The following is a 22,210-nucleotide window of genomic DNA, read 5'->3' on the forward strand; positions in this document are numbered from 1 at the left end:
AGGGAAAGCCTTAGTGGCGTTTCTTGACCCAGACTTGCCCGTCGATGAGGCTTTGAAGATACCCCGACATGGCCGCCCGGTCCTCACCAAGATCGCTCGAGTCCTCATTTTGCGCCCGTCCGGCGCGGTTCACGGCCTCTGCCGCCTGTCCCAGACGCCATGTCAGCCCTTCGTCGCTTGGAGTGCTGCCTTCGCCAACTTCCTCGACACCTTCGGCTATTTCCCGACGGGCGGTGCGGCGGGCCTCCAGCTTGGCGAATTCCTCGGCCAGACACAGCCTGGCCATGACGGCATCCTCGGGGTTGCGAACGGCAGGGACGATCTGCACATGGGGTAGCGCACGCAGGGTTTCAAGTTCTGGCCCCGCCATGGCCGACAAGGTGCCGCGCGGATCTGCCGCCTGTGCCGCGCGCAGCAGCGCGGTGCGCAACTGGCCATGGGCCGGATCGGTGCACTCCATGCGTTCCAGTGCGGTGTCGAACGTCTCGACCAGGTCGGGATGCAATGCGAGCACCGACAAGACCACCGCCTCGCGCAACCGTTCCTCCACCGCTTCGCCCGACCCGGCCAGCATCGAGGCGCGGGTCGAGGGCATGGGCGCCGCCTTGACCTTTTGCTGCCAGTGCCGGGGAACAAAGCCACGCGGTGCCCGCACGCCGGTGCCGAACAGGTCCTCGCGCAGCCGTTTCATCTCGGTGCCGTAATGCGCCCGGATCGACGGATCGGCGATGCGCGCCAGGGCCGCGCGCAACCGCTTGTCCAGCGCGGCGCGGCGTTCGGGGCTGTCGAACACCTGACCTTCGGTCTCGCGCTGCCACAGCAGCCGCACCATGGGCTGCGCGCCCTCCAATACCCGCTGGAACGCGCCCGCACCCTCGGCCTTGATCAGATCGTCGGGATCCATGCCGCCCGGCATCACGGCAAAGCGCAGGCCCTTGCCCGCCTCCAGCATGGGCAACGCCAGGTCGATCACCCGCAAGGCCGCGCGCAGCCCCGCCGCATCGCCGTCCAGCGCGATGACCGGCTCGTCATGGATGCGCCACATCAGACGCAACTGGTCTTCGGTCACGGCGGTGCCCAAGGGCGCCACCGCACCCCGGAACCCTGCCTCGGACAGGGCGATCACATCCATGTAGCCTTCGGCCACCACCAGCGGCAGACCCTTGCCCGCCGCCTCGCGCGCCGGGCCGATGTTGAACAGGTTGCGGCCCTTGTCGAACAGCGCGGTTTCAGGGCCGTTGAGGTATTTCGCCCGCGCATTCGGGTCCAGCGACCGGCCGCCAAGGCTGATCGCGCGCCCGCGCCCGTCGCGGATGGGAAAGATCACCCGTCCGCGAAAACGGTCATAGGGCGCGCCGCCGTCATCAGGCTTGATGGCCAGCCCGGCCTCGACCACCAGCTCCGGCGCAATGCCCTTGGCCCCCAACGCCTGCAACAGCCCGGTGCGGCTGTCCGGCGCCCAGCCGATATGCCAGCGGTCCTGCGCGGCCTCCGGCAGGCGCCGCCGCACCAGATAATCCCGCGCAACCGCGCCCGACCCCGACCGCAACATCAGGCGATAATGCTGGACTGCGGCCTCCATCACCTCGGCCAGCTTGCTGCGCCTGTCGGCCACCTCGGCAGCCCTGGGGTCGCGCGCCGGCATGGGCATCCCGGCCTCGCGCGCCAGAATCTCCACCGCCTCCATGAAACCGACGTTCTCGGTCTCCTTCACAAAGGAAATCGCGTCCCCCTTGGCGTGGCAGCCAAAGCAATAGTAAAATCCCTTGCGGTCATCCACATGAAAAGACGCGCTTTTCTCCTGATGGAACGGGCAGGGCGCCCACATGTCACCCTTGGCCTGATTGGACTTGCGCATATCCCATGTGACCTTGCGCCCGACCACCTGGGTCAGGGAAAGCCGGTTGCGCAGTTCGTCAAGGAATCCGGGAGGCAGGCTCATGGGTCTGATATAGCCCCCATGCCGGGGAATTGCACCGTTTCATCTTGCCTCAAATACCCATGAACGGCGCCGCTTGCGACATCATCGGGCTGGCGCGTCCCCCCATGGGGCCCCCATCCTGCGGCCTGCCCCCTGGGGGCGGTCAGGAATAGCGGGTAAAGAACCCCTCGGGGATCAACAGGTTGTGCCGCCCGAGGTTGTGCGCATCGCGTTCGCCACACAGGGCCATGGACACATCCAACTCCTTGCGGATCACCTCCAGCGCCGCCGTGACCCCGGCCTCGCCCATCGCACCAAGGCCATGGAGGAACGCCCGCCCGATGTAGGTAGAGCGCGCCCCCAGCGCCAGCGCCTTCAGCACGTCCTGGCCCGAGCGGATCCCGCTGTCGAGGTGGATCTCCACCCGGTCGCCCACCGCATCGACGATCTGCGGCAACATGCGGATCGAGGACAGCGCCCCGTCCAGTTGCCGCCCGCCATGGTTCGACACCACTATGGCATCGGCCCCGACCTCGGCCGCCTTGCGGGCATCGTCAGCATCCAGGATGCCTTTCAGGATCAGCTTGCCGCCCCACATCTCCTTCAGCTTGGCGATCTTGCCCCAGTCCAGTTGCGGGTCGAACTGCTCTGCCGTCCAGCTCGACAGCGAACTGGCATCGGCCACCCCCTTGGCATGACCGACGATATTGCCGAAGAACCGCCGTTTCGTCCCCAGCATTCCCAGGCCCCAGCGCCAGCGCGTCGCCAGATCGGCAATCGTCGCGGGCGTCAGCTTTGGCGGCGCCGACAGCCCGTTCTTCAGATCCTTGTGCCGTTGGCCAAGGATTTGCAGATCCAGCGTCAGCACCAGTGCCGAACAGTTCGCGGCCTTGGCGCGCTCGATCAGCCGACGCACGAAATCCTCGTCGCGCATGACGTAGAGCTGGAACCAGAACGGCGCGGGGCTGTGGGCCGCCACATCCTCGATGGAACAGATCGACATGGTGGACAGGGTAAAGGGCACGCCGAACCGTGCCGCTGCGCGGGCGGCCAGGATCTCGCCATCGGCGTGCTGCATCCCGGTCAGGCCCACGGGGGCCAGCGCCACCGGCATGGCAATGTCTTGCCCGATCATCGTGGTGCGGGTCGAGCGGTTCGTCATGTCTACCGCCACCTTCTGGCGCAGACGGATCTGGGCGAAATCGGTGGTATTCTCGCGGAAGGTCTGTTCGGTCCAGCTGCCCGATTCCGCATAATCGTAGAACATCTTCGGTGTGCGCGCCTTGTGCAGGCGCTTGAGGTCGTCGATGCAGGTGATGACGGGCATGGCTGGCTCCTGAACTGGTAATTTTCGCTTACCAATCTGACCATGTTCCCGCAATGAAAAAGGCGCGAGGAGTCCCCTCGCGCCGTCTCGCCGGTCGGGACCGGATCAGATTTCCGCCAGCAGCGCCTCGCCGCCCGAGATTTCGCACTGGCCGGGCGACGCTTCGAGATGCAGCTTCTCGATCTTGCCATCGACAACATACATCGCATAGCGCTTGGACCGCCCTATCAACCCCGCCGGTGGGGCGTCGAAGTTCATTCCCAAGGCTTTGGTCCAGTCGCCGGAATCGGCCAGCATGGTGATGCCCGCACCCGCGGCGCCCGTAGCCTCGCCCCAGGCTTTCATCACGAAGGGGTCATTGACCGAAACGCAGACGATCTCGTCCACGCCCTTTGCCTGGAAACCCTCCTTGGTGCGCATGAAGCTGGGAACATGGGCGGAATGGCAGGTCGGGGTGAAGGCGCCGGGCACGGCAAAGATCACCACCTTGCGGCCCTTGGTCAGCCCAGAGACCGAAGCGCCCTCGGGCCCGTTCGGCCCCAGCTTGATCAGGGTTCCGTCGGGCAGCATGTCACCTGCAGAAATGGTCATGTCGTCTCCTCGCGCGTTGTGTTCGGCTTCACAGCCGATATAGGCTCTTGGCGCGAACGCGACCAGAGGGGGCAGACATGCATATCGCCATCATCGGGGCCGGACAGGCCGGGGCGGCCCTTGCCGCGCGGCTTCGGGCGCTGGGGCACACAGGCCCGGTGACGTTGATCGGCGCCGAGACCACGGCCCCCTATCAACGCCCGCCGCTGTCCAAGGGCTATCTGCTGGGCGAAATGCCGCTGGACCGCCTGTTGCTGCGCGCGCCCGATTTCTGGGCGGCGCAGGATATCCGGCTGCTGACGGGGGCGGAGGTGACGGCGCTGGACACCACGGCACAGACCCTGACCCATGGCGACAAGGTGGTGCACTGGGATCAAGTTGCGCTGACCACCGGCGCGCGGGTGCGCCGCTTGCCTGCCGCGATGGGGGGCGACCTGCCGGGCGTGCACTATGTGCGGAGCCTGAGCGATGTGGATGGCATGGCGCCCGAATTCGTCGCCGGTCGCCGGGTGCTGATCGTGGGGGGCGGCTACATCGGGCTGGAGGCGGCGGCGGTGGCCGCGAAAAAGGGGCTGAAGGTGACGTTGATCGAGGCGGCGCCGCGCATCCTGCAACGGGTGGCCGCCCCGGAAACCGCCGACTGGTTCCGCGCCCTTCACATGAACCATGGCGTCGAACTCCTTGAAGGTACGTCGCTTTCGCGTTTGACAGGCCAAGGGCGGGTGACGGGGGCCGATCTGACGGACGGCGGGCATATCGCCTGTGACTTTGCCATCATCGGGGTTGGCATCCTGCCGGACACCGCGCTGGCCGAAGCCTCGGGGCTGGCGCTGGACAATGGCATTGCCTGTGACGATCAGGGCCGCACCTCTGCCCCCGGCGTCTGGGCGGCGGGCGATTGCGCCAGCTTTCCCCATGGCGGCGGGCGGCTGCGGCTGGAAAGCGTGCCCAATGCCATCGACATGGCCGAACGGGTTGCGGAAAACATGCTGGGCGCAGGCACATCCTATGTGCCAAAGCCGTGGTTCTGGTCGGACCAGTACGACGTGAAGTTGCAGATTGCCGGGCTGAACACCGGCTATGACCGGGTGGTGGTGCGCGATGGCGGTGCCGCACGGTCGCATTGGTATTATGCGGGCGACCGGCTGCTGGCCGTGGATGCCATGAACGATGCGCGTGCCTTCATGATCGGGCGGCGATTGATCGAGGCGGGGCGCAGTGCCGACCCGGCGCTGGTGGCCGACCCCTCGGCCGATCTCAAAAGCCTGATGGGATAGACCGATGCGCATCATCTCTGGCAAGTCGCGCGGGCTGCAACTGGCCGATGTCGGCGCAGGCGATCCGGCGGCACATCTGCGCCCCACCACCGACCGCGTGCGCGAGGCGATCTTCAACCTGATCCTGAATGGCGGCTATGGAAATCCGGTCCAGGATGCCCGTGTGCTGGACCTGTTCGCCGGAACCGGCGCCCTGGGGCTGGAGGCGCTGAGCCGTGGCGCGGCCCGCGTTGCCTTTGTCGACGATGGCACCGCTGCGCGTGCGCTGCTGCGCCGGAACATCGAAAAGATGCGCGCCATGGGCGTGACCGATGTCTGGCGCCGCGATGCCACCCGGCTGGGGCCAAACCGGGGGCCGGGCTATGGGCTGGTCTTTCTGGACCCGCCCTATGGCATGGGCTTGGGCGAGGCGGCCATGGACTCGGCCATCGCGGGCGGTTGGCTGGCCCCCGGCGCGCTGATCGTCTGGGAGGAAAGCCAGCCGCCGGCCCTGCCGTCCGGGATCGAATTGCTGGATCAACGCCGCTATGGCGATACGCTGGTCACACTGGCCAGGGCGTCGGAGGATGGGGGTGGGCGCTGACACGGACGGCGCGCGATCCTGTGACGCGGCCTGCCGGGCTGGTCATGCGTCGCGGTTCGTCCTAAATCCCCGTCAGGGGGGTGGGTGATGCGCATGTTCTGGTTCCTGTCGGGCGGGCTGTCGCTGACACTCGGGGGCGCGGGTATCGTGCTGCCGCTGCTGCCCACGACACCCTTCGTGCTGCTGGCGGCCTATTGCTTTGCCCGCTCTTCGCCGCAGTTGCACGACTGGTTGCTGGCCCATCGCACCTTTGGCCCGATGATCCACAACTGGGCCGAACACGGCGCCATTCCCCCGCGTGCCAAATGGTCGGGGGTGATCGCCATGGCCGCCGCCTTTGGCCTGAGCCTGGCCATGGGGCTGCGGTGGGAGATTCTGGCAGTGCAGGGCGTTGTGTTGCTGGCGGTGTGCACCTTCCTTCTGACCCGCCCTGACGGACCTGCCGGGAAAGGATGATTTTCCCGCGCGTTTCTGGCACCATCGGGCCGGGAGGATGCACCATGCCGCAGATCGACACAGAGTTTAAGGGACAGACCGTCATCACCACCTTCGAGACCAGCCCGGCCCATGCCTTTGACCTGCTGGAGGCATTGGAAGCCGCCTATGCCGAGGTGATCTCGAACCAGCCGGGGTTCGTGGGGGCGGCGCTGCATATCAACGACGCGCGCACCCGCATCTGCAACTATTCCCGCTGGGACCGCCGAGAGGATTACCAGGCCATGCTGCGCACCCCCGAAATGCGCAAGCGCAACGCCCATATCACCACGCTGTGCAAGACCTTCGAGCCGGTGATGTACGAGGTGGCGGGGGCGTATTGAGGGGGGCATCAGCTACAGTTCAGCGAGCCACGCATTTCGCCACTGTCGCCTTGAATTGTGTTGGGTTTTATCCGGCATTTTGTAATGCTCTCGACCACCTCCAACATTGTCTCCCGGATGCGGTCATGGTCGCCACGTGCAACGTAGCCGAGCCTTATAACCTCGAAACGGTTCGCCTTCTTGAAGATGGTGTAGTCGCGGCCATCGCGTGAGGTTTCATATCGCTCTGCCCCAAAGAACTCAGGTGCAGGCTGTGCACCGCAGGCTGCAAGTACAAGGACTATGAGGAAAGAGTATTTGACCATAGAACAGGCTCCTGTTGCCACGACCAGATTGATCAACGTTAGTAAATAAATGATTAAGGCGCACGGTTGTGCGCCTTAATTTTGTCGGATGCTTGGTCGTCACCTAGCTGCAAGTGTTTGGAACACCTTTAGAAACAGTCTCCTGCCAGCTTGCTCCAAGAACTTCGCGCGCTGACAGAGCATTTGATGCCTCGCGCGATCCTTCTGGGATGATCCTTACGACCATACCTTGGTTGAAATTCTGATTGAAACCAGAGAAGAAATCGCCCTGCAAACCGCTGCCGGTGCTATCATTTACGATGACAAATTTGTCACCACCCTTGCGGATGACTTCAATCGCCGCCGCTTTGAATGCCAAGTTTCTAGCGCCAGTGGGGCCGCAAGCGGGAGCAGCGTGGGTTTGAACCTTGAAGGTATCTTTTGACATGGGCTGAACACTTGTCTCAGCACAGCTTGCCAACACGAATAGTGATGCAATTCCTATAAATTTAGAGAGGGTAGTTTTCATAGATATAGTTCCTCCGAATCCCACTTCGAAGGATATCACACGATTTCGTGAGCAAGTGCAACGTATCAGACAACAATATTCTGCGCTGCCTCAGGAATCCATCTTCAGCGCGTTAATAAACGCTTCCTGCGGGATTTCCACCTTGCCGAACTGGCGCATCTTCTTTTTGCCGGCCTTTTGCTTGTCCAGCAGCTTGCGTTTGCGCGTCGCATCGCCGCCATAACATTTGGCCGTCACGTCCTTGCGCATGGCGGACAGGGTTTCGCGGGCGATCACGCGGCCACCGATGGCGGCCTGAATCGGGATCTTGAACATGTGGCGGGGGATCAGCTCCTTGAGCTTTTCCACCATGGCCCGGCCGCGCATTTCGGCGCGGTCGCGGTGCACCATCATCGACAGCGCGTCCACCGGCTCGTCATTGACCAGGATCGACATTTTCACAAGGTAATCCTCGCGGTAGCCGGTGATCTGATAGTCAAAGCTGGCATAGCCCTTGGTGACGGATTTCAGCCGGTCGTAGAAATCGAACACCACCTCGTTCAGCGGCAGATCATATTCCACCATCGCGCGGCTGCCCGCATAGGTCAGGTTCTGCTGGATGCCCCGGCGATCCTGGCACAGTTTCAGGATATCGCCCAGGTATTCGTCCGGCACCATGATGGTGGCCTTGATGCGCGGCTCTTCCAGGTGATCCACATAGGTCAGGTCGGGCATGTCGGCGGGGTTGTGCAATTCCACCATCGACCCGTCACGCATGTAGACATGGTAGACCACCGACGGGGCGGTCGTGATCAAGTCCAGATCATATTCGCGTTCCAGCCGGTCGCGGATCACCTCAAGGTGCAGCAGGCCCAGGAAGCCACAGCGAAAGCCAAAGCCGAGCGCGGCCGAGGTTTCCATCTCATAGCTGAAGCTGGCATCGTTTAGTGCCAGCTTTTCGATGGCGTCGCGCAACGCCTCGAAATCGTTGGCATCGACCGGGAACAACCCGCAGAACACCACTGGCTGCGCAGGTTTGAAACCGGGCAGGGGCTGGTCGCAGGGTTTGCGTTCATGGGTGATCGTGTCGCCGACGCGGGTATCGCGCACCTGCTTGATGCTGGCGGTAAAGACGCCGATCTCGCCGGGCCCCAGTTCGGGCCAGTCCGACATCTTGGGCCGCAGCACGGCCAGACGGTCGATGCCATAGACGGCGCCGGTCTGCATCATCTTGATGCGGTCGCCCTTCTTGATCACGCCGTCCATGACGCGGATCATCACGACAACGCCCAGATAGGGGTCGTACCAGCTATCCACCAGCATCGCCTTCAAGGGCGCGTTTCGGTCGCCCTTGGGCGCGGGCAGTCGGGTGACGATGGCTTCCAGCACATCGGGAATGCCAAGGCCGGTCTTGGCCGAGATCATCACCGAATCCGAGGCATCCAGGCCGATCACATCCTCGATGTTTTCCTTCACCCGGTCGGGGTCGGCGGCCGGCAGGTCGATCTTGTTCAGCACCGGCACGATTTCATGGCCGGCATCCAGCGCCTGATAGACGTTGGCCAGTGTCTGCGCCTCGACCCCCTGGCTGGCATCCACCACCAGAAGCGAACCTTCGACCGCGCGCATCGAGCGGCTGACCTCATAGGCAAAATCGACGTGGCCGGGCGTGTCGATCAGGTTCAGCACATAGGTCTGCCCATCCTTCGCCTTGTAGTCGATGCGGACGGAGTTGGCCTTGATCGTGATGCCGCGTTCCCGTTCGATATCCATCGAATCGAGCAACTGCTCCTTCATGTCACGGTCTGCCACCGTGCCTGTCGACTGGATCAGCCGGTCGGCAAGCGTGGATTTGCCGTGGTCGATATGCGCCACGATGGAGAAGTTGCGGATGAGGTTCAGGTCGGTCATGGCGGCTCGTATAGCCTGCCGTTTCGCAGCCGGGAAGGGGGGATGCGCGGCCTCGGCAGATTGGTTTTCCATGGGGGGGCGGTGCCCATCGAAAGGGGCGCCGCGCATCTCTGCGCGACGCCCCCGGTGGGCCAATGGCGGGCCGTTTATTGCGCCAGCGCATCCTTGATGCGGGCGATGGCGGTTTCGGCAAGTGCGGGGCTTGCCTTGGCGGCCTCGACCAAGGTCTTCAGCGTGGTCTTGGTCGCGTCGTCGATCTCTGCGGCCTCAAGCGTCGCAAGAACCCGGTCGGCGTCGAAATTTGCCGGATCGAGCGATTCGACGAAGCTGCGCAGTCCCTCCCGCGCCGAGTCTGCGGCAGCGGTTGCGGCTTCGGTTGCGGTTTGCGCTGCCGCGCGTGCGGCGGCGGCGGCTTCGGTGGCGGCCTGTTCAGCGGCGGCTTCGGTTGCAGCGGCCTTGGCGGCCTCTTCGGCCGCAGCGGCTTCGGCTTCGGCTTTCTCTGCGGCGGCCTTGGCGGCCTCTTCTGCTTCGGCAGCCGCTTTGGCCGCCTCTTGCGCTGCGGCTTCTTCGGCGGCCTTGGCCGCGTCTTCAGCAGCCTTCTTCTCGGCTGCGGCCCTGGCTACAGCCTCCTGAGCGGCTTGTTCGGCGGCTTGCTGTGCCGGAACGTAGCTGAACTGGTAGTAAGCTCCCGCAGCGGCCAGAACGAGGACGGCGCCAATGATGACGGACTTGTTCATATGGGTCTCCTACCCTGTGACAGTCGATGATTGGGCCAGTGACAGAGCACAGCGGCAAAATAAAGGGGAATTGCCGCGCCGCAGCGTCACATGTGCGGCCACATCCGCAGGAAATCGGGTTGAACAGATGCGTTTGCAAGACTATTTTGCGCGATATTATCCATGACCAAGGAGCAAGGCCATAGCCCGCAGACCACACAATGCCCCGCCGCAACGCGACACGGGGCCGCGCGTGAACGATCGCATCCGCGCACCGGAGATTCGCCTGATCGGGGCGAACGGCGAAAACGTCGGCGTCGTCACTCCCGCACGCGCCATGATGATGGCAGAGGAAGCGGGGCTTGACCTCGTGGAGATCTCGCCCAACGCCGAACCGCCGGTCTGCAAGATCATGGACTTCGGCAAGTTCAAGTACGAACAACAAAAGCGCGAGGCCGAAGCGCGCAAGAAGCAGAAGATCATCGAGATCAAGGAAATCAAGTTCCGTCCCGGCACGGACGATCACGATTACCAGGTCAAGATGCGGTCTGTGCTCAAGTTCCTTGAAGAAGGCGACAAGGTGAAGATTACCCTGCGCTTTCGCGGCAGGGAAATGGCACACCAGCAGCTTGGCATGGATCTGCTGAATCGTGTGGCGGCGGACGTGAACGCCTTGGGCAAGATCGAATCGATGCCCAAGCTCGAAGGCCGCCAGATGGTCATGATGATCGGCCCGCGGTAATCCGCAGCCCGACGCAGAACCGCACGTTCAGGCCCCTTCCGCAAGGATGGGGCCTTTTCGCTGTGCTCAGGCCGGTTCGCAGAACATGTCATAGACCAGCGCGATGGTGCGCTGCACCTTGGGGTCATGCAGCGAATAATAGATCGCCTTGCCCTCGCGCCGACAGGATACCAGCCCCTCCATGCGCAGACGCGCAAGCTGCTGGCTGACTGCGGCCTGACGGCTGTCCAGCAGATTCTCCAGCTCTGTCACCGACTTTTCGCCAGCCGACAGATGGCACAGAATCATCAGCCGGCCCTCATGCGCCAGCGCCTTCAAAAAGGTGGCGGCGGCCTTGGCGTTCGCCTCCATCTCGTTGGCGGGCATCCCCGTGCATCCGGCTTCGTCAGCCTCGACAGTTTGCTCTTGCGGCTTTGTGGACCCCAGGTCCATCGCCCGATCCCTCCGGTAACATCCATGCGTATACGCTTTCACCGCATATAACATGCGGTCGGCTTATTTTACAGGGCCAGGCCAAAAAACCGGGGGCCTGTGGCATCGGTTCACAGGGCGTCCGCCTGATCGGCCAGCGCAATCGCAATCGCGGCTCCAAGACGCGCGTTGTTCAAGACCAGTTCGGTGTTGGAGTGCAACGAGCGGCCCGCGGTCAGTTCCACGATACGGCCAAGCAGGAACGGCGTCACATCCTTGGCGGCAATGCCCTGGGCCTGCGCTTCGGCCAGTGCGGTTTCGATGGCGGGGCCGATGATCGCCATCGGTACCTCGGCCTCGGCCGGGATCGGATTGGCCACAAGCTGCCCTCCCGGAAGCCCCAGCCGCGCCCGCATCCGATGCGCGGCGGCAATGGTTGCGGGATCATCCGCCCGCATCGGCGCCTTGATCCCCGAGGACCGCGACCAGAAGGCGGGGAAATCGTCCTGCCCATAGGCGATGACGGGCACCCCGAAGGTTTCCAGCACCTCAAGGGTCTTGGGCAGGTCCAGAATGGCCTTGGCCCCGGCGGCCACAACGGTGACAGGGGTTGCCCCCAGCTCTGCCAGATCGGCAGAGATGTCAAAGCTGGTTTCGGCGCCCCGATGCACCCCGCCGATACCGCCGGTCGCAAACACGCCGATTCCGGCAAGGTGGGCACAGATCATGGTGGCGGCCACCGTGGTGGCGCCGGTTTCTCCGGTCACAAGGCAATGGGCCAGATCGGCACGGCTCAGCTTGCGGACATGCTGCGCCTGTCCCAGCGTCTCCAGCGTGGCGTCATCCAGCCCCACGCGGATCGCGCCTTGCAGGATGGCGATGGTCGCGGGCACGGCGCCGCCCTTGCGCACCTCGGCCTCGACGGCCCGCGCGGTTTCGACATTGGCGGGATAGGGCATTCCATGCGTGATGATGGTCGATTCCAGCGCAACCACCGCGCGGCCCCCGGCCAGCGCCGCAGCGACCTCGGGCGAAAGGATCAAGGGCAGGGTCATGGTCCGATGTCTCCAGAAACGTAAATCGCGGCGCGTTGCAGCGCCTCGGCCAGTGCCTCGTGGCGGCTGGCGCCACGGGCCTCGGCGGCCATATGGGCCGCCATGAAGGTGTCGCCCGCCCCGGTGACGCGCGTGACCATGACCGGCGGCGGCGCCCCTGTCAGGGTCTGCGCCCCGCGCGTTGCCTCGGCTGCGGTGCGGCCGCCATCCGTGACCACGGCCCGCGCCGCCCCGCGGGCCACCACGCCCTCGGCGGCAGAGGCGGCATCGGGAAAGTCCACCTGGCACAACAGCCCGGCCTCTTCAAGGTTGACATAAAGCGTCACACCGGGATGCCCGATCAGTGGCCGCAGCCGGTCCGCCTTGCCGGGGCTTGCCGGTGCCACACGCAGATCGGCCCCGGCAAACACTGGCGAGTCGGCAATCTCGGACAGCAGCGCCAGCGTCAGATTGCCATCCAGCGCCACCAGCCCCCGGTAGGGACTGGCCAGCCGCCCGTCTTCGAACGGGCGCAGGATACGTGCGCCCGCTGCCTCCAGCGAATGGGCATCGGCGATCGCGGCGATCAGGCCATTGGCCCCCTCTATCGCCATATAGCGGTCCGTCGGCAGATCGTCCGACCGATAGACCAGCCTCGTGTCCAGCCCCAGCGTGCCACAGGCCGCGACCAGTTCGTCGCCCTGCCGGTCCCGACCGATACAGGACAACAGCGCAGGCCGCATCCCGAACCGCGCCAGCATCATTCCGATGTTCAAGGCCACGCCGCCGGGCAATCGGGTGATCCGCCCCGGCACATCCGACCCCACCCGCATCACCGCCGCAGAGCGGCCGATCACGTCCCACAACACGGAACCGATGCACAGCACATCAAGACCCACAGGCTGCAACGCATCGCTCCTTCGCTTTGATCCAGGTATCCCCACGGGGGCAGAGGCGGCCGCGGGGCCGCCTCGGGGGGGGCAGGCGCCCCCCTTAGGCGATCACCGCTCCGGGATCAATCCTCGCGGGCTGAAGCGCAGCACCAACAGCATGATGACGCCCATGGTCAGCAACCGCATATGGGCGGCGGCATCGCGCAGATGGCCTTTCAGCCACGACCCGTCAGGCAGCCATGCCGTCAGCACCGCGAACAGGTTCTGCCCGATCGGTTCCACCATGATCCACAGCCACCAGATCAGCATTCCGCCCAGCACCGACCCCCAGTTGTTGCCAGAGCCGCCGACGATCACCATCACCCAGACCAGAAAGGTGAAGCGCAGCGGCTGATAGCTCGACGGGGTCAACTGGCCGTCCAGCGTGGTCATCATCGCCCCTGCGACACCACAGACCGCCGATCCCAGCACGAAGATTTGCAGATGGCGCCGCGTGACGTCCTTGCCCATCGCCTCGGCCGACACTTCGTTGTCGCGGATCGCGCGCATCATCCGCCCCCAGGGGCTGCGCCAGGCGGTCTCTACCAGCCAGATCAGCACCAGCAGCACGACGATGAACAAGCCCGCATAGCACAGCTTGACGACGATGGACGAAGCCGTGGCCAGATCGAACCCCCACTCCTGCGCCCAGGCGACAAAGCCGGGGGTCTGTTGAAGGTTGATCTCATACGGCACCGGACGGGGCAGGCCGGTCACGTTCTTGACCCCGCGCGACAGCCAGTCCTCGTTCTTCAACACGGCGATGACAATCTCGGAAATGCCCAGCGTGGCAATCGCCAGATAGTCCGAGCGCAGCCCCAGCGCCGTCTTGCCGATCAGCCAGGCCGCACCGGCCGCCAGGACGCCGCCTGCGGGCCAGGCCAGCAGGATGGGCAGGCCAAGCCCGCCCAGATAGCCGGTGGCCGAGGGGTTCGTGCGCTCGACCGCCATGACCGCCGGATCAAAGACCGTCGAATACAGCACGAACCCGACGATCAGCACCGCGACCAGCACCACGCCGCGCAGCCGCCCCGGCGCCATGCGCGACCAGACCAGCACCGCCGCCACCAGCGAGGCCGCGCCAACCGCCAGCCCCAGCAGGATCCGCACCCCGCCTGCGGCCCATGCCTCGGTCACGGGCGGCATCGAGATCAGCACGGCAGCCAGCCCGCCAAGCGCGACGAAACCCATGATCCCGATGTTGAACAGGCCCGCATAGCCCCATTGCATGTTGACCCCCAGCGCCATGATGGCGCTGACCAGTCCCATGTTCAGGATCGCCAGTGTCAGGTTCCAGCCATAGATCCAGGCGGTGGCCCCGTACAGGACGGCAAGCGCACCAAACAGCCCGATATTGCGCCAGTTCACGCTCATATCGCTTTCCCCTTGAAGATGCCGGTGGGCTTGAACAGCAGCACGATGACCAGAATGGCAAAGCTGACGGCGAATTTGTAATCGGTCCCCATCAGTTGCAGCAATCCGTCCGGAGCCAGACTGTCCGGCAGGACATAGGTGGCGACCTTTTTCCAGGCATAGGTCACGGTGACTTCGGAAAAGGCGATGACGAACCCGCCTGCAATGGCGCCCAGCGGGTTGCCCAGGCCGCCCACGACGGCGCTGGCAAAGATCGGCAGCAGCAACTGGAAATAGGTGAACGCCTTGAAGCTCTTGTCCAGCCCGTACAGCACCCCTGCGGTGGTCGCCAGCGCGGCCACGAGGATCCAGGTCACGGCCACCACACGCTCGGGGTTGATCCCGGACAACAGCGCCAGATCCTCGTTGTCGGAAAACGCCCGCATGGATTTGCCCGTGCGGGTACGGTTGAGGAACCAGAACAGCAGCGCCACGGCAATCACCGCGACGACCAGGGTGATCACCTGCGTGGTGCGGATCGCCAGCCCTTCCTGAAGGCCGGTCATGTCGCGGAACTCGCGCGCGGTAATCAGGAACCGCCCGCCATCGGCAAAGTTGATCTCATCCACCCCGATGACAAAGCGCGTGACACCGTTCATCACGAACATCACGCCCATCGACACCATCACCAGCACCACCGGCGCGGCCTTGACCCGGCGGTAGAAGCGATAGATCAGCCGGTCGGTGCCCAGCACCAGTAGTGCCGTGAGTCCGATCCCGAAGGGCAGCGCCAGCAGCGCCGTGGGCAAGGGCCCAAAGGTGATGCCAGCGCCCATCAGCAGCCAGGTCACCAGAATGGTCGCCGCCGTGCCAAAGGCCATGGTATCGCCATGGGCAAAGTTGGAAAACCGCAGGATGCCGTAAACCAGCGTCACCCCCAGCGCCCCCAGCGCCAGTTGCGCGCCATAGGCCGCGCCTGGAATGACCACAAAGTTCAGCAGCGCCACGATGGCATTCAGAACGTCCATCATCCGGCCTCCTTGCAGGTAAATTCGGCCAGTTCCGGGCCATCCTCGGCCAACTGCGCCGACTGCATCCGCCCGGTTGCCGGGACAAGCCGCAACAAGGTCAGAGCCGAATCCGGCGTGTTGCGATAGGACAGCGACAGGCTGGCGGCGTCGCGCCGGTCGATGCTCAGCGGTGCCTCGGCGCCGTTGGCGGCGATCCGGCCCTCGCCCGTTTCGGGGATCGTCAGCATGATCGCCGCAGGGCCGGACAGCTCGACACAGGACATCCGCGCCGTTGCGCCCTTGCACAGCAGCGTCACGCCACAGGCATAGTCGGCGGCCTGCACGGGCAGGGCGGCCAGCAGGATCGGGGTCAGGATCAAGGAACGCATCCCCTTATCCTCCCAGAAAGGTGCGGCGCACCTCGGGATCGGCCATCAGCGCCTTGCCGGTATCGGTAAAGCGGTTGGCGCCCTGCACCAGCACATAGCCCTTGTCGGCAATCTCCAGCGCCTGGCGGGCGTTCTGTTCCACCATCAGGATGGAAATGCCGGTTCGCGCCACCTCGATGATGCGGTCGAACAATTCGTCCATCACGATGGGGCTGACCCCGGCGGTCGGTTCGTCCAGCATCAGAACCGAGGGCCGCGTCATCAGCGCGCGGCCCACGGCCACCTGCTGGCGCTGCCCGCCCGAGAGTTCCCCTGCGGGCTGGTTGCGTTTTTCCTTGAGGATCGGAAACAGGTCATAGACCTGCGCCATCGTATCGCGGAAATCGTCGTGCCGGATGAAGGCGCCCATTTCCAGGTTCTCGGCCACCGTCATCGAGGTAAAGATGTTGTGGGTCTGCGGCACGAACCCCATGCCCTTGTGCACGCGGGCCTGCGGGCTCAGATGCGTGATGTCCTCGCCGTTCAGGCGGACATGGCCCTGACGCAGCTTCAACATCCCGAAGACCGCCTTCATCGCGGTGGACTTGCCCGCCCCGTTCGGGCCGACGATCACCGCGATCTCGCCCCGTTCGACCGCCAGCGTGCAATCGTGCAGGATATCGGCGCCACCATAGCCGCCGGTCATGCCCGACCCGATCAGAAACGGATCAGCCATGGGCCTCCTCCTTGATCTTGTTCTTCAGCCCGGTGCCCAGATACGCCTCGATCACGCGCTCGTCGCTCTTGACCTGATCGACCGTGCCTTGTGCAAGCACCTTGCCCTCGGCCATCACGATCACCGGGTCGCACAGGCGTCCGATGAAATCCATGTCATGCTCGATCACGCAGAACGTATAGCCGCGTTCCTTGTTCAACCGCACGATGGCATCGCCGATGGTGTTGAGCAGCGTGCGGTTCACGCCTGCGCCCACCTCGTCCAGAAAGACGATCTTGGCATCGACCATCATGGTGCGGCCCAGTTCCAGCAGCTTTTTCTGCCCGCCGGAAATCTGGCTCGCCTTCTGGTCGGCCAGATGAGAAATGGTCAGGAATTCAAGAACTTCGTCTGCCTTGTCCCGCAGGCGCCGCTCTTCCTCGGCAATCCGCTTGCGGCCAAACCAGGTGTTCCACAGCGTCTCGCCCGACTGGTGCGCGGGCACCATCATCAGGTTCTCGCGCACGGTCATGCTGCCGAACTCATGCGCAATCTGGAAGGTGCGCAGCAGCCCCTTGTGGAACAGCTCGTGCGGTGGCAGCCCGGTGATGTCCTCGCCATCCATCAGAACCCGGCCGCTTGTGGGCGGCAGGCGTCCGGCGATGACGTTGAACAGGGTGGTCTTTCCGGCGCCGTTCGGCCCGATCAGCCCGGTGATGGATCCGGTGGCGATTTCCAGCGATGCGCCATCGACAGCGCGAAATCCGCCAAAATGCCGGTGGAGGTTCTCCACGACAATCATGCGTTGCTCCCCGTGTGGCGGTGCCGTGCCTTGCGTGCCGGACCGCTCGTCATTGTGGGAGGCGCGGAAAACCGCGCCCCCCGATATCAACCGATCAGCGGTATTTCACCACTTCCAGCTTGCCGTCCTTGAACTCGATCTCGCGGTACGAGCCGGCGCTTTCGCGGCCGTTGACAAAGGTCACCGCCGTCGCGCCTTCGTAGTTCACCGAGCCGCCCGCGTTGATGATTTCCAGCGCCTTGGCCAGTTGGCCCGGCAGGATCACCTCGCCATCGCCATTGGCGATGTTCAGGACTTCGGCCTTGTAGACCGCCGGATCCGAGGATTTGGCCTTGGCCATCGCCAGCAGGATCAGCGCAGCGGCATCATAGCTTTCCGCCGAAAAGGCCGAGGTGCCGTCAAAGCCCGCAGCCGTCGCCATTTCGACATAGCGATCGCGGCCTTCGCCGGCCGATGCGGGGTTCTGCCCGAACGAGCCGTTGATTTCGGCGCCAAAGCGGTCTTCCAGCGCCTGGCTGACCATGCCGTCGGGGAATTCGAACGTGTCGAAGGCGCCGGTGTCCAAAGCAGCGCGGATGATCCCCGAGCCGCCCTGATCGACATAGCCCGCAACAACCAGCAACTCGCCGCCCGCTGCGGCCAGGGCTGCGACTTCGGCCGAATAGTCGGCCTTGCCGTCTTCATGCGGGGCGTTGATCGTCACCTTGCCGCCCGCCGCCTCGAATGCGGCCTGGAAGCTGTCGGCCAGACCCTTGCCATAGTCGTTGTTGGTGTAGGTCACGGCAACCGACTTGATCCCGCGTTCCTGCATGATCTCGGTCATCACCACGCCCTGACGGGCATCCGACGGCGAGGTGCGGAAGAACAGGCCGTTCGCTTCCAGCGAGGTCAGCGCAGGCGAGGTGGCCGAAGGCGAAATCATCACGACGCCATTCGGAATGGCCACGTTGTTCAGCGAGGCGATGGTTTCGCCCGAGCACATGCCGCCGACGATGCCGCGCACCTTGTCCGAAGTCACGATCCGCTCGACCGCGGCGGTCGCGGCGGCGGCGTCGATGCAGGTGGAATCGGCGCGCACGCTCGACACCGTGCTGCCGCCCAGCAGCAGGCCCGAGTCGGTCACTTCCTTGAAGGCGAGTTCCGCACCCGCCGCCATCTGCGGTGCCAGCGATTCCAGCGGCCCGGTGAAGCCGACCGAGATGCCGATCTTGATATCTTCGGCGTGGGCAGCACCTGCCAGCGCAAAGGCGGCCGTCGAGGCCAGAAGCAGCTTCTTCATGCGTATCTCCCTGGTATGGACCATTCGGTCCCTAGTGGTCTTTGCCGGATCCGAGCCTTGCCGATCCCGTGGCGCGGAACAAGGGGGGAATTGGCGTCAACCCCTTGCTACGCCACTCGGGCAGGCCGGTTGCCCGGCAGGCGCATGGCGCCCTGTCACTTTGCTAGCCCATCCCAAACGCTCTGACCAGCCCCCAGCGCGGCGCGGCGTCGTGCCGGGGGGTTGCCCCGCGCGGGGGGCGTATGGCGCGCTGCGATCTGCCTCAGGGTCTGCGCGCCATGTCATGCCCGGCTTGGTGGCCAACGGTCGGTCCTTGTGTTCAACTGGTTGTCAGCCATGGCGTTCCGCTCTGGATCGCGGCGGTTGCGCACCCCATCTGAAAGCGATGAACAATCGCACCACGGCCCTGCTGCCCCCGCTGTTCGCCACCCTGCTGACAGGGTTTTCCGCCCAGGCCGCCTTGGTCGAGACCTCTGCCGGGCCTTTGCGCATTTCGGAAATGGCCGGCGGATTCGACGAGCCCTGGGGCTTTGCGTTCCTGCCTGATGGCGCGGTGCTGGTGACGGAACGCGGCGGGCGGTTGTCGATGATCCGCGACGGCACGGCCCGGCCCATCTCGGGGGGGCCCAAGGTGCGGGTCAGTGGGCAGGGTGGGCTGCTTGACGTGATGGTCCCGCGCGATTTCGCCACCAGCCGCGAGGTCTGGCTCAGCTATTCCGTCGCTGTCCGGGGCGGTGTGGCCACCGCGATGGGGCGTGGCACCCTGTCGGCGGATGGTACATCGCTGGAGGGATTCGAGACGGTATGGACGGGCGATCCGGCGCGCGGCGGACGGCATTTCGGTGCCCGGCTGGCCGAGGCGCCGGATGGAACGATCCGGCTGGCGACCGGCGATCGCGGCACCGGCCCCGGCGGGACAGAAGCGCAGGATCCGGCCAGCAGCATCGGCAAGGTCATCGGCATCACCCGCGACGGGGCGGCACTGCCCGCGCCCGATGGCTGGGCGCCGGGCGTCGTCAGCCTTGGCCACCGTAACATCCAGGGCGCGGCCTTTGGTCCGGACGGACGGTTCTGGGTGGCCGAGCACGGCGCGCGGGGCGGGGACGAGATCAACCTTGTGGAACAGGGCCGCAACTATGGCTGGCCGGTGATTTCCTATGGCGTGAATTACAATGGCGACACGATCGGAACCGGAACAGAGGCGGCTGGCATGGAACAGCCGGCCCACTACTGGGATCCGTCGATAGCCCCATCGGGATTGGCCGTCTGGGACGGCGGGCTGATGCCCGGCTGGACCGGAAGCCTGATGGTGGGCAGCCTGAAGTTCGATCATATCGCGCGCCTTGATCCGGCCAAGGGCTTTGCCGAGGAACGGATCAAGGCGCCAGAGACCGGCCGGGTCCGGGACGTGCGTCAGGGGCCGGACGGGGCGCTGTGGTTCCTGTCAGTCACGCATGGCGCGCTTTTCCGCATGGCGCCCGCCGATTAACGGCGGGACTGCCGGATCAGCGCATAGGTGTACATGGCCAGCGCGGCCCAGATCATCGGAAAGGCGATGGCGCGGGCCTGGCCGAACGGCTCGCCAAAGGCAAAGACCGCCGTCAGGAAGATCAGCGTCGGCGTGATGTATTGCATGATGCCGATGGTCGCCAGTCGCAACAGCTTGGCCCCGTTGGCATAGACCATCAGTGGCACCGCCGTGACAATACCCGCCCCGACCAGCAGCGCCGTGGTCGTGGTATCCCCGTTCAGAAAGATCGCCTGCCCGGAGGCCATTAACCAGACCATCCACGCAAGGGCAAAGGGGGTCAGCAGGATCACCTCCAGCGTGAAGCCCTGATTGGGGCCAAGCGGCAGGGATTTCTTGAAATAGGCATAGAAACCCCAGCTCAGCATCATGCCGATGGCCAGATAGGGCACGCGCCCGGTTTCGACCGTCAGCAGAACGACTGCCGCAGCGGCCAGCAGCACCGACAGCCATTGCAGCCGGTCCAGCCGCTCGCCCAGCAGCACCCGGCCCAGCAGGACGCTGAACAGCGGGTTGATGTAATACCCCAGCGCCGCCTCCATCGCCTGGCCGGATTGCACGGCATAGACATACAACCCCCAGTTCACAGAGATCAGCGCCGCCGTCAGCGCCGCCATCGCCAGCATCTTGGGGCTGCGCAGCGCGGCGCGCAGGTCAGAGGTGCGGCCCAGCCAGACCAGCACGGCCAGCGCCACCGGCACCGACCACAGCACGCGGTGGGCCAGCACCTCCAGCGTGGGCACATTGGCGAGCGCCTTCATGTAGACGGGCAGAAACCCCCACATGAGATAGGCCGCGAGCGCAAAGGCGAACCCCCGCGGGCTGTCGCCACCCTGGGCGGGCATGGAAACGGTAGCGGTCATGCGGATCTCCTTCCGGCATAGGGGTTACGCCGTGGCGCCGGAAAGGTCCAATGCCGAATTGATCCCCCGCAGGATCAACGGATGTGATGGATCAGCCTGCGGTTGCCTCGAATCCGATGGCGGCCAGGGCTGCGATGACCGTCTCTGGCGGGGCCGTGGTTTCGACACGGGCGGTGCGGGCGGTCAGGTCCACCTCGACCTTTGCGCCGGGGTCAAGCGTCGTCAGCGCCTGGGTGACAGACGCGCGGCAGTGGCCGCAGGTCATGTCCGGGATCGACAGGTTCATGGCAAGCTCCTTGCAAGGGGTATCGGGGATCTGGGCCTTCCAGCAAGGGGAAGGTCAAGGGGCTGGATGGGGTGAGATCCGCTTTCGCCATCCCCTTACGGCAGGGCGGGTCTTTCAAGCTTTAACCAGTTCCTCAGAAACCCCATCCGATTCGCGTCGGCCGCGGGTATTAAGGGTTTGGTAACGAGCATTGCGGTAGCCTTAACCATGACACCGCAAGCACCGGACAGGGAGTGCGCGATGCGGCTGGTTTGGGATGGACGGGGAAAAGGTGCAGGACAGATGGGTGTGACGGTGCCGCCGCAGTTCGCGCAGATGGAAGGCTATTGGCAGGCGTTGCGCCCAGACGGTCGCAGCCTGCCGCACCGGGCGGATTTCGATCCGCGCGGCATTGCCGACCTGCTGGATTGCACATTGCTGCTGGAACGCATCGCGCCCGGACAGGTGCGGATCCGGCTGGCAGGCATGGCCGTCTGCGACATGCTGGGCATGGATGTCCGCGGAATGCCCTTGACGGCGCTGATGGTTCCGGCCGCCCGCGCCGCCCTGTCGGCGCATATGGAACGGGTGTTCGCCGGCCCCGCCATCGCGCGGCTGCGGCTGGAGGGAGAGCGCGGCTTCATGCAGGCGCCCTGTGGCGGGCAGTTGCTGGTGTTGCCGATGCTGGGCCGCACGGGCCAGCCCGACCGCGCGCTGGCCTGCCTTGTCACCGACACGCCGCCCGGCCGGACGCCGCGCCGCTTTGCCCTGTCCGAAGGCGCCTGTCGCCCGATCAGCGGTGTGACCGCCGCGCCTGCCATGCCGCAGACAGAGACCCGGCGCAGCGATGCCTCGCCGCAGATACAGGCAGGCGCGCGCCCGATGGTTCCGGGGCTGGCCGAAAGCCCGGCCATCTTTGTTCCTGCGGTCAAGCGCCAGCCCCATCTGCGGCTGATCAAGGGCTGAGGCCGG

General features: G+C 64.9%; 25 protein-coding genes. 7 read left to right on the forward strand and 18 right to left on the reverse strand.

Annotation, left to right across the window (positions count from 1 at the left end):
* Positions 1-10: 10 nt before the first annotated feature.
* The 3 genes from dnaG to BW970_RS01275 form a co-directional block, all read right to left on the reverse strand.
* Positions 11-1,942, reverse strand: coding sequence for a DNA primase (dnaG, locus tag BW970_RS01265; RefSeq protein WP_076527916.1), 1,932 nt, complete (start codon positions 1,940-1,942; stop codon positions 11-13).
* A 142-nt stretch (positions 1,943-2,084) separates the two neighbouring features.
* Entirely contained in the window at positions 2,085-3,248 is a 1,164-nt protein-coding gene (locus BW970_RS01270) for an alpha-hydroxy acid oxidase (protein WP_076527918.1), read from the reverse strand.
* A 105-nt stretch (positions 3,249-3,353) separates the two neighbouring features.
* Positions 3,354-3,839, reverse strand: coding sequence for a peroxiredoxin (locus BW970_RS01275; protein WP_076527920.1), 486 nt, complete (start codon positions 3,837-3,839; stop codon positions 3,354-3,356).
* A 77-nt stretch (positions 3,840-3,916) separates the two neighbouring features.
* On the opposite strand from BW970_RS01275, the gene BW970_RS01280 reads away from it, so the two are divergent.
* From BW970_RS01280 to BW970_RS01295, 4 genes are all read left to right on the forward strand, one after another.
* Positions 3,917-5,116, forward strand: a complete 1,200-nt coding sequence (locus tag BW970_RS01280) for an NAD(P)/FAD-dependent oxidoreductase (RefSeq protein ID WP_076527922.1) — start codon at positions 3,917-3,919, stop codon at positions 5,114-5,116.
* Positions 5,117-5,120: 4 nt separating this feature from the next.
* Positions 5,121-5,699: a 16S rRNA (guanine(966)-N(2))-methyltransferase RsmD gene (gene rsmD / locus BW970_RS01285; RefSeq protein ID WP_076527924.1), complete on the forward strand. Its 579-nt coding sequence runs from the start codon at positions 5,121-5,123 to the stop codon at positions 5,697-5,699.
* A gap of 87 nt (positions 5,700-5,786) precedes the next feature.
* Positions 5,787-6,155 carry a YbaN family protein gene (locus BW970_RS01290; RefSeq protein ID WP_076527925.1) on the forward strand — a complete coding sequence of 123 codons (369 nt, stop codon included), beginning with the start codon at positions 5,787-5,789 and terminating at the stop codon, positions 6,153-6,155.
* A 44-nt stretch (positions 6,156-6,199) separates the two neighbouring features.
* Positions 6,200-6,517, forward strand: coding sequence for an antibiotic biosynthesis monooxygenase family protein (locus BW970_RS01295; protein WP_076529133.1), 318 nt, complete (start codon positions 6,200-6,202; stop codon positions 6,515-6,517).
* 8 nt (positions 6,518-6,525) lie between these two features.
* On the opposite strand, the gene BW970_RS01300 is transcribed toward BW970_RS01295, so the two are convergent.
* The 4 genes from BW970_RS01300 to BW970_RS20690 all read right to left on the reverse strand — a co-directional run bounded on the left by BW970_RS01300 (position 6,526) and on the right by BW970_RS20690 (position 9,957).
* A complete protein-coding gene (locus BW970_RS01300; protein WP_076527927.1) occupies positions 6,526-6,822 on the reverse strand; it encodes a hypothetical protein in 297 nt (98 codons plus the stop codon).
* 103 nt (positions 6,823-6,925) lie between these two features.
* Positions 6,926-7,330 (reverse strand): hypothetical protein, encoded by a 405-nt coding sequence (locus tag BW970_RS01305; RefSeq protein ID WP_076527929.1) that lies wholly within the window; start codon positions 7,328-7,330, stop codon positions 6,926-6,928.
* A 90-nt stretch (positions 7,331-7,420) separates the two neighbouring features.
* Positions 7,421-9,220: a translation elongation factor 4 gene (lepA, locus tag BW970_RS01310; protein WP_076527931.1), complete on the reverse strand. Its 1,800-nt coding sequence runs from the start codon at positions 9,218-9,220 to the stop codon at positions 7,421-7,423.
* A 146-nt stretch (positions 9,221-9,366) separates the two neighbouring features.
* The gene (locus BW970_RS20690) at positions 9,367-9,957 is read right to left on the reverse strand and encodes a hypothetical protein (protein WP_076527933.1); all 591 of its coding nucleotides are present in this window, start codon (positions 9,955-9,957) and stop codon (positions 9,367-9,369) included.
* 232 nt (positions 9,958-10,189) lie between these two features.
* On the opposite strand from BW970_RS20690, the gene infC reads away from it, so the two are divergent.
* On the forward strand, positions 10,190-10,678 hold the full coding sequence (gene infC / locus BW970_RS01320; RefSeq protein WP_229740421.1) for a translation initiation factor IF-3: 489 nt from the start codon (positions 10,190-10,192) through the stop codon (positions 10,676-10,678).
* Between the two features lie 66 nt (positions 10,679-10,744).
* Here infC and BW970_RS01325 read toward each other — a convergent pair whose 3' ends face one another.
* From BW970_RS01325 to BW970_RS01365, 9 genes are all read right to left on the reverse strand, one after another.
* Positions 10,745-11,044 carry an ArsR/SmtB family transcription factor gene (locus BW970_RS01325; protein ID WP_229740441.1) on the reverse strand — a complete coding sequence of 100 codons (300 nt, stop codon included), beginning with the start codon at positions 11,042-11,044 and terminating at the stop codon, positions 10,745-10,747.
* 176 nt (positions 11,045-11,220) lie between these two features.
* Positions 11,221-12,144, reverse strand: a complete 924-nt coding sequence (locus tag BW970_RS01330; RefSeq protein WP_076527939.1) for a pseudouridine-5'-phosphate glycosidase — start codon at positions 12,142-12,144, stop codon at positions 11,221-11,223.
* On the reverse strand, positions 12,141-13,031 hold the full coding sequence (locus BW970_RS01335; protein ID WP_188475507.1) for a PfkB family carbohydrate kinase: 891 nt from the start codon (positions 13,029-13,031) through the stop codon (positions 12,141-12,143). The genes BW970_RS01330 and BW970_RS01335 overlap by 4 nt, the downstream gene beginning before the upstream one ends.
* 93 nt (positions 13,032-13,124) lie before the next feature.
* The gene (locus tag BW970_RS01340; protein WP_144038841.1) at positions 13,125-14,429 is read right to left on the reverse strand and encodes a branched-chain amino acid ABC transporter permease; all 1,305 of its coding nucleotides are present in this window, start codon (positions 14,427-14,429) and stop codon (positions 13,125-13,127) included.
* Entirely contained in the window at positions 14,426-15,436 is a 1,011-nt protein-coding gene (locus BW970_RS01345) for a branched-chain amino acid ABC transporter permease (RefSeq protein WP_076529135.1), read from the reverse strand. The genes BW970_RS01340 and BW970_RS01345 overlap by 4 nt, the downstream gene beginning before the upstream one ends.
* The gene (locus tag BW970_RS01350) at positions 15,436-15,807 is read right to left on the reverse strand and encodes a hypothetical protein (RefSeq protein WP_076527943.1); all 372 of its coding nucleotides are present in this window, start codon (positions 15,805-15,807) and stop codon (positions 15,436-15,438) included. Before BW970_RS01350 ends, BW970_RS01345 begins: the two co-directional genes overlap by 1 nt.
* 4 nt (positions 15,808-15,811) lie before the next feature.
* Positions 15,812-16,522, reverse strand: a complete 711-nt coding sequence (locus BW970_RS01355; protein ID WP_076527945.1) for an ABC transporter ATP-binding protein — start codon at positions 16,520-16,522, stop codon at positions 15,812-15,814.
* The gene (locus tag BW970_RS01360; protein ID WP_076527947.1) at positions 16,515-17,303 is read right to left on the reverse strand and encodes an ABC transporter ATP-binding protein; all 789 of its coding nucleotides are present in this window, start codon (positions 17,301-17,303) and stop codon (positions 16,515-16,517) included. Before BW970_RS01360 ends, BW970_RS01355 begins: the two co-directional genes overlap by 8 nt.
* Positions 17,304-17,397: 94 nt before the next feature.
* Positions 17,398-18,582 carry an ABC transporter substrate-binding protein gene (locus tag BW970_RS01365; protein ID WP_076527950.1) on the reverse strand — a complete coding sequence of 395 codons (1,185 nt, stop codon included), beginning with the start codon at positions 18,580-18,582 and terminating at the stop codon, positions 17,398-17,400.
* 385 nt (positions 18,583-18,967) lie between these two features.
* Between BW970_RS01365 and BW970_RS01370 the strand changes: the two genes are divergently transcribed.
* Positions 18,968-20,071, forward strand: a complete 1,104-nt coding sequence (locus tag BW970_RS01370) for a PQQ-dependent sugar dehydrogenase (RefSeq protein WP_076527952.1) — start codon at positions 18,968-18,970, stop codon at positions 20,069-20,071.
* On the opposite strand, the gene rarD is transcribed toward BW970_RS01370, so the two are convergent.
* Positions 20,068-20,973: an EamA family transporter RarD gene (gene rarD / locus BW970_RS01375; RefSeq protein WP_076527955.1), complete on the reverse strand. Its 906-nt coding sequence runs from the start codon at positions 20,971-20,973 to the stop codon at positions 20,068-20,070. The two genes, BW970_RS01370 and rarD, sit on opposite strands and share 4 nt — an antisense overlap.
* 91 nt (positions 20,974-21,064) lie before the next feature.
* Positions 21,065-21,259, reverse strand: a complete 195-nt coding sequence (locus tag BW970_RS01380) for a heavy-metal-associated domain-containing protein (protein WP_076527958.1) — start codon at positions 21,257-21,259, stop codon at positions 21,065-21,067.
* Positions 21,260-21,499: 240 nt separating this feature from the next.
* On the opposite strand from BW970_RS01380, the gene BW970_RS01385 reads away from it, so the two are divergent.
* A complete protein-coding gene (locus tag BW970_RS01385; RefSeq protein WP_076527960.1) occupies positions 21,500-22,204 on the forward strand; it encodes a PAS domain-containing protein in 705 nt (234 codons plus the stop codon).
* The last annotated feature ends 6 nt before the right edge of the window (positions 22,205-22,210 follow it).

The organism is Gemmobacter megaterium, from assembly GCF_900156815.1.
GTDB classification, from domain to species: Bacteria; Pseudomonadota; Alphaproteobacteria; order Rhodobacterales; family Rhodobacteraceae; genus Wagnerdoeblera; species Wagnerdoeblera megaterium.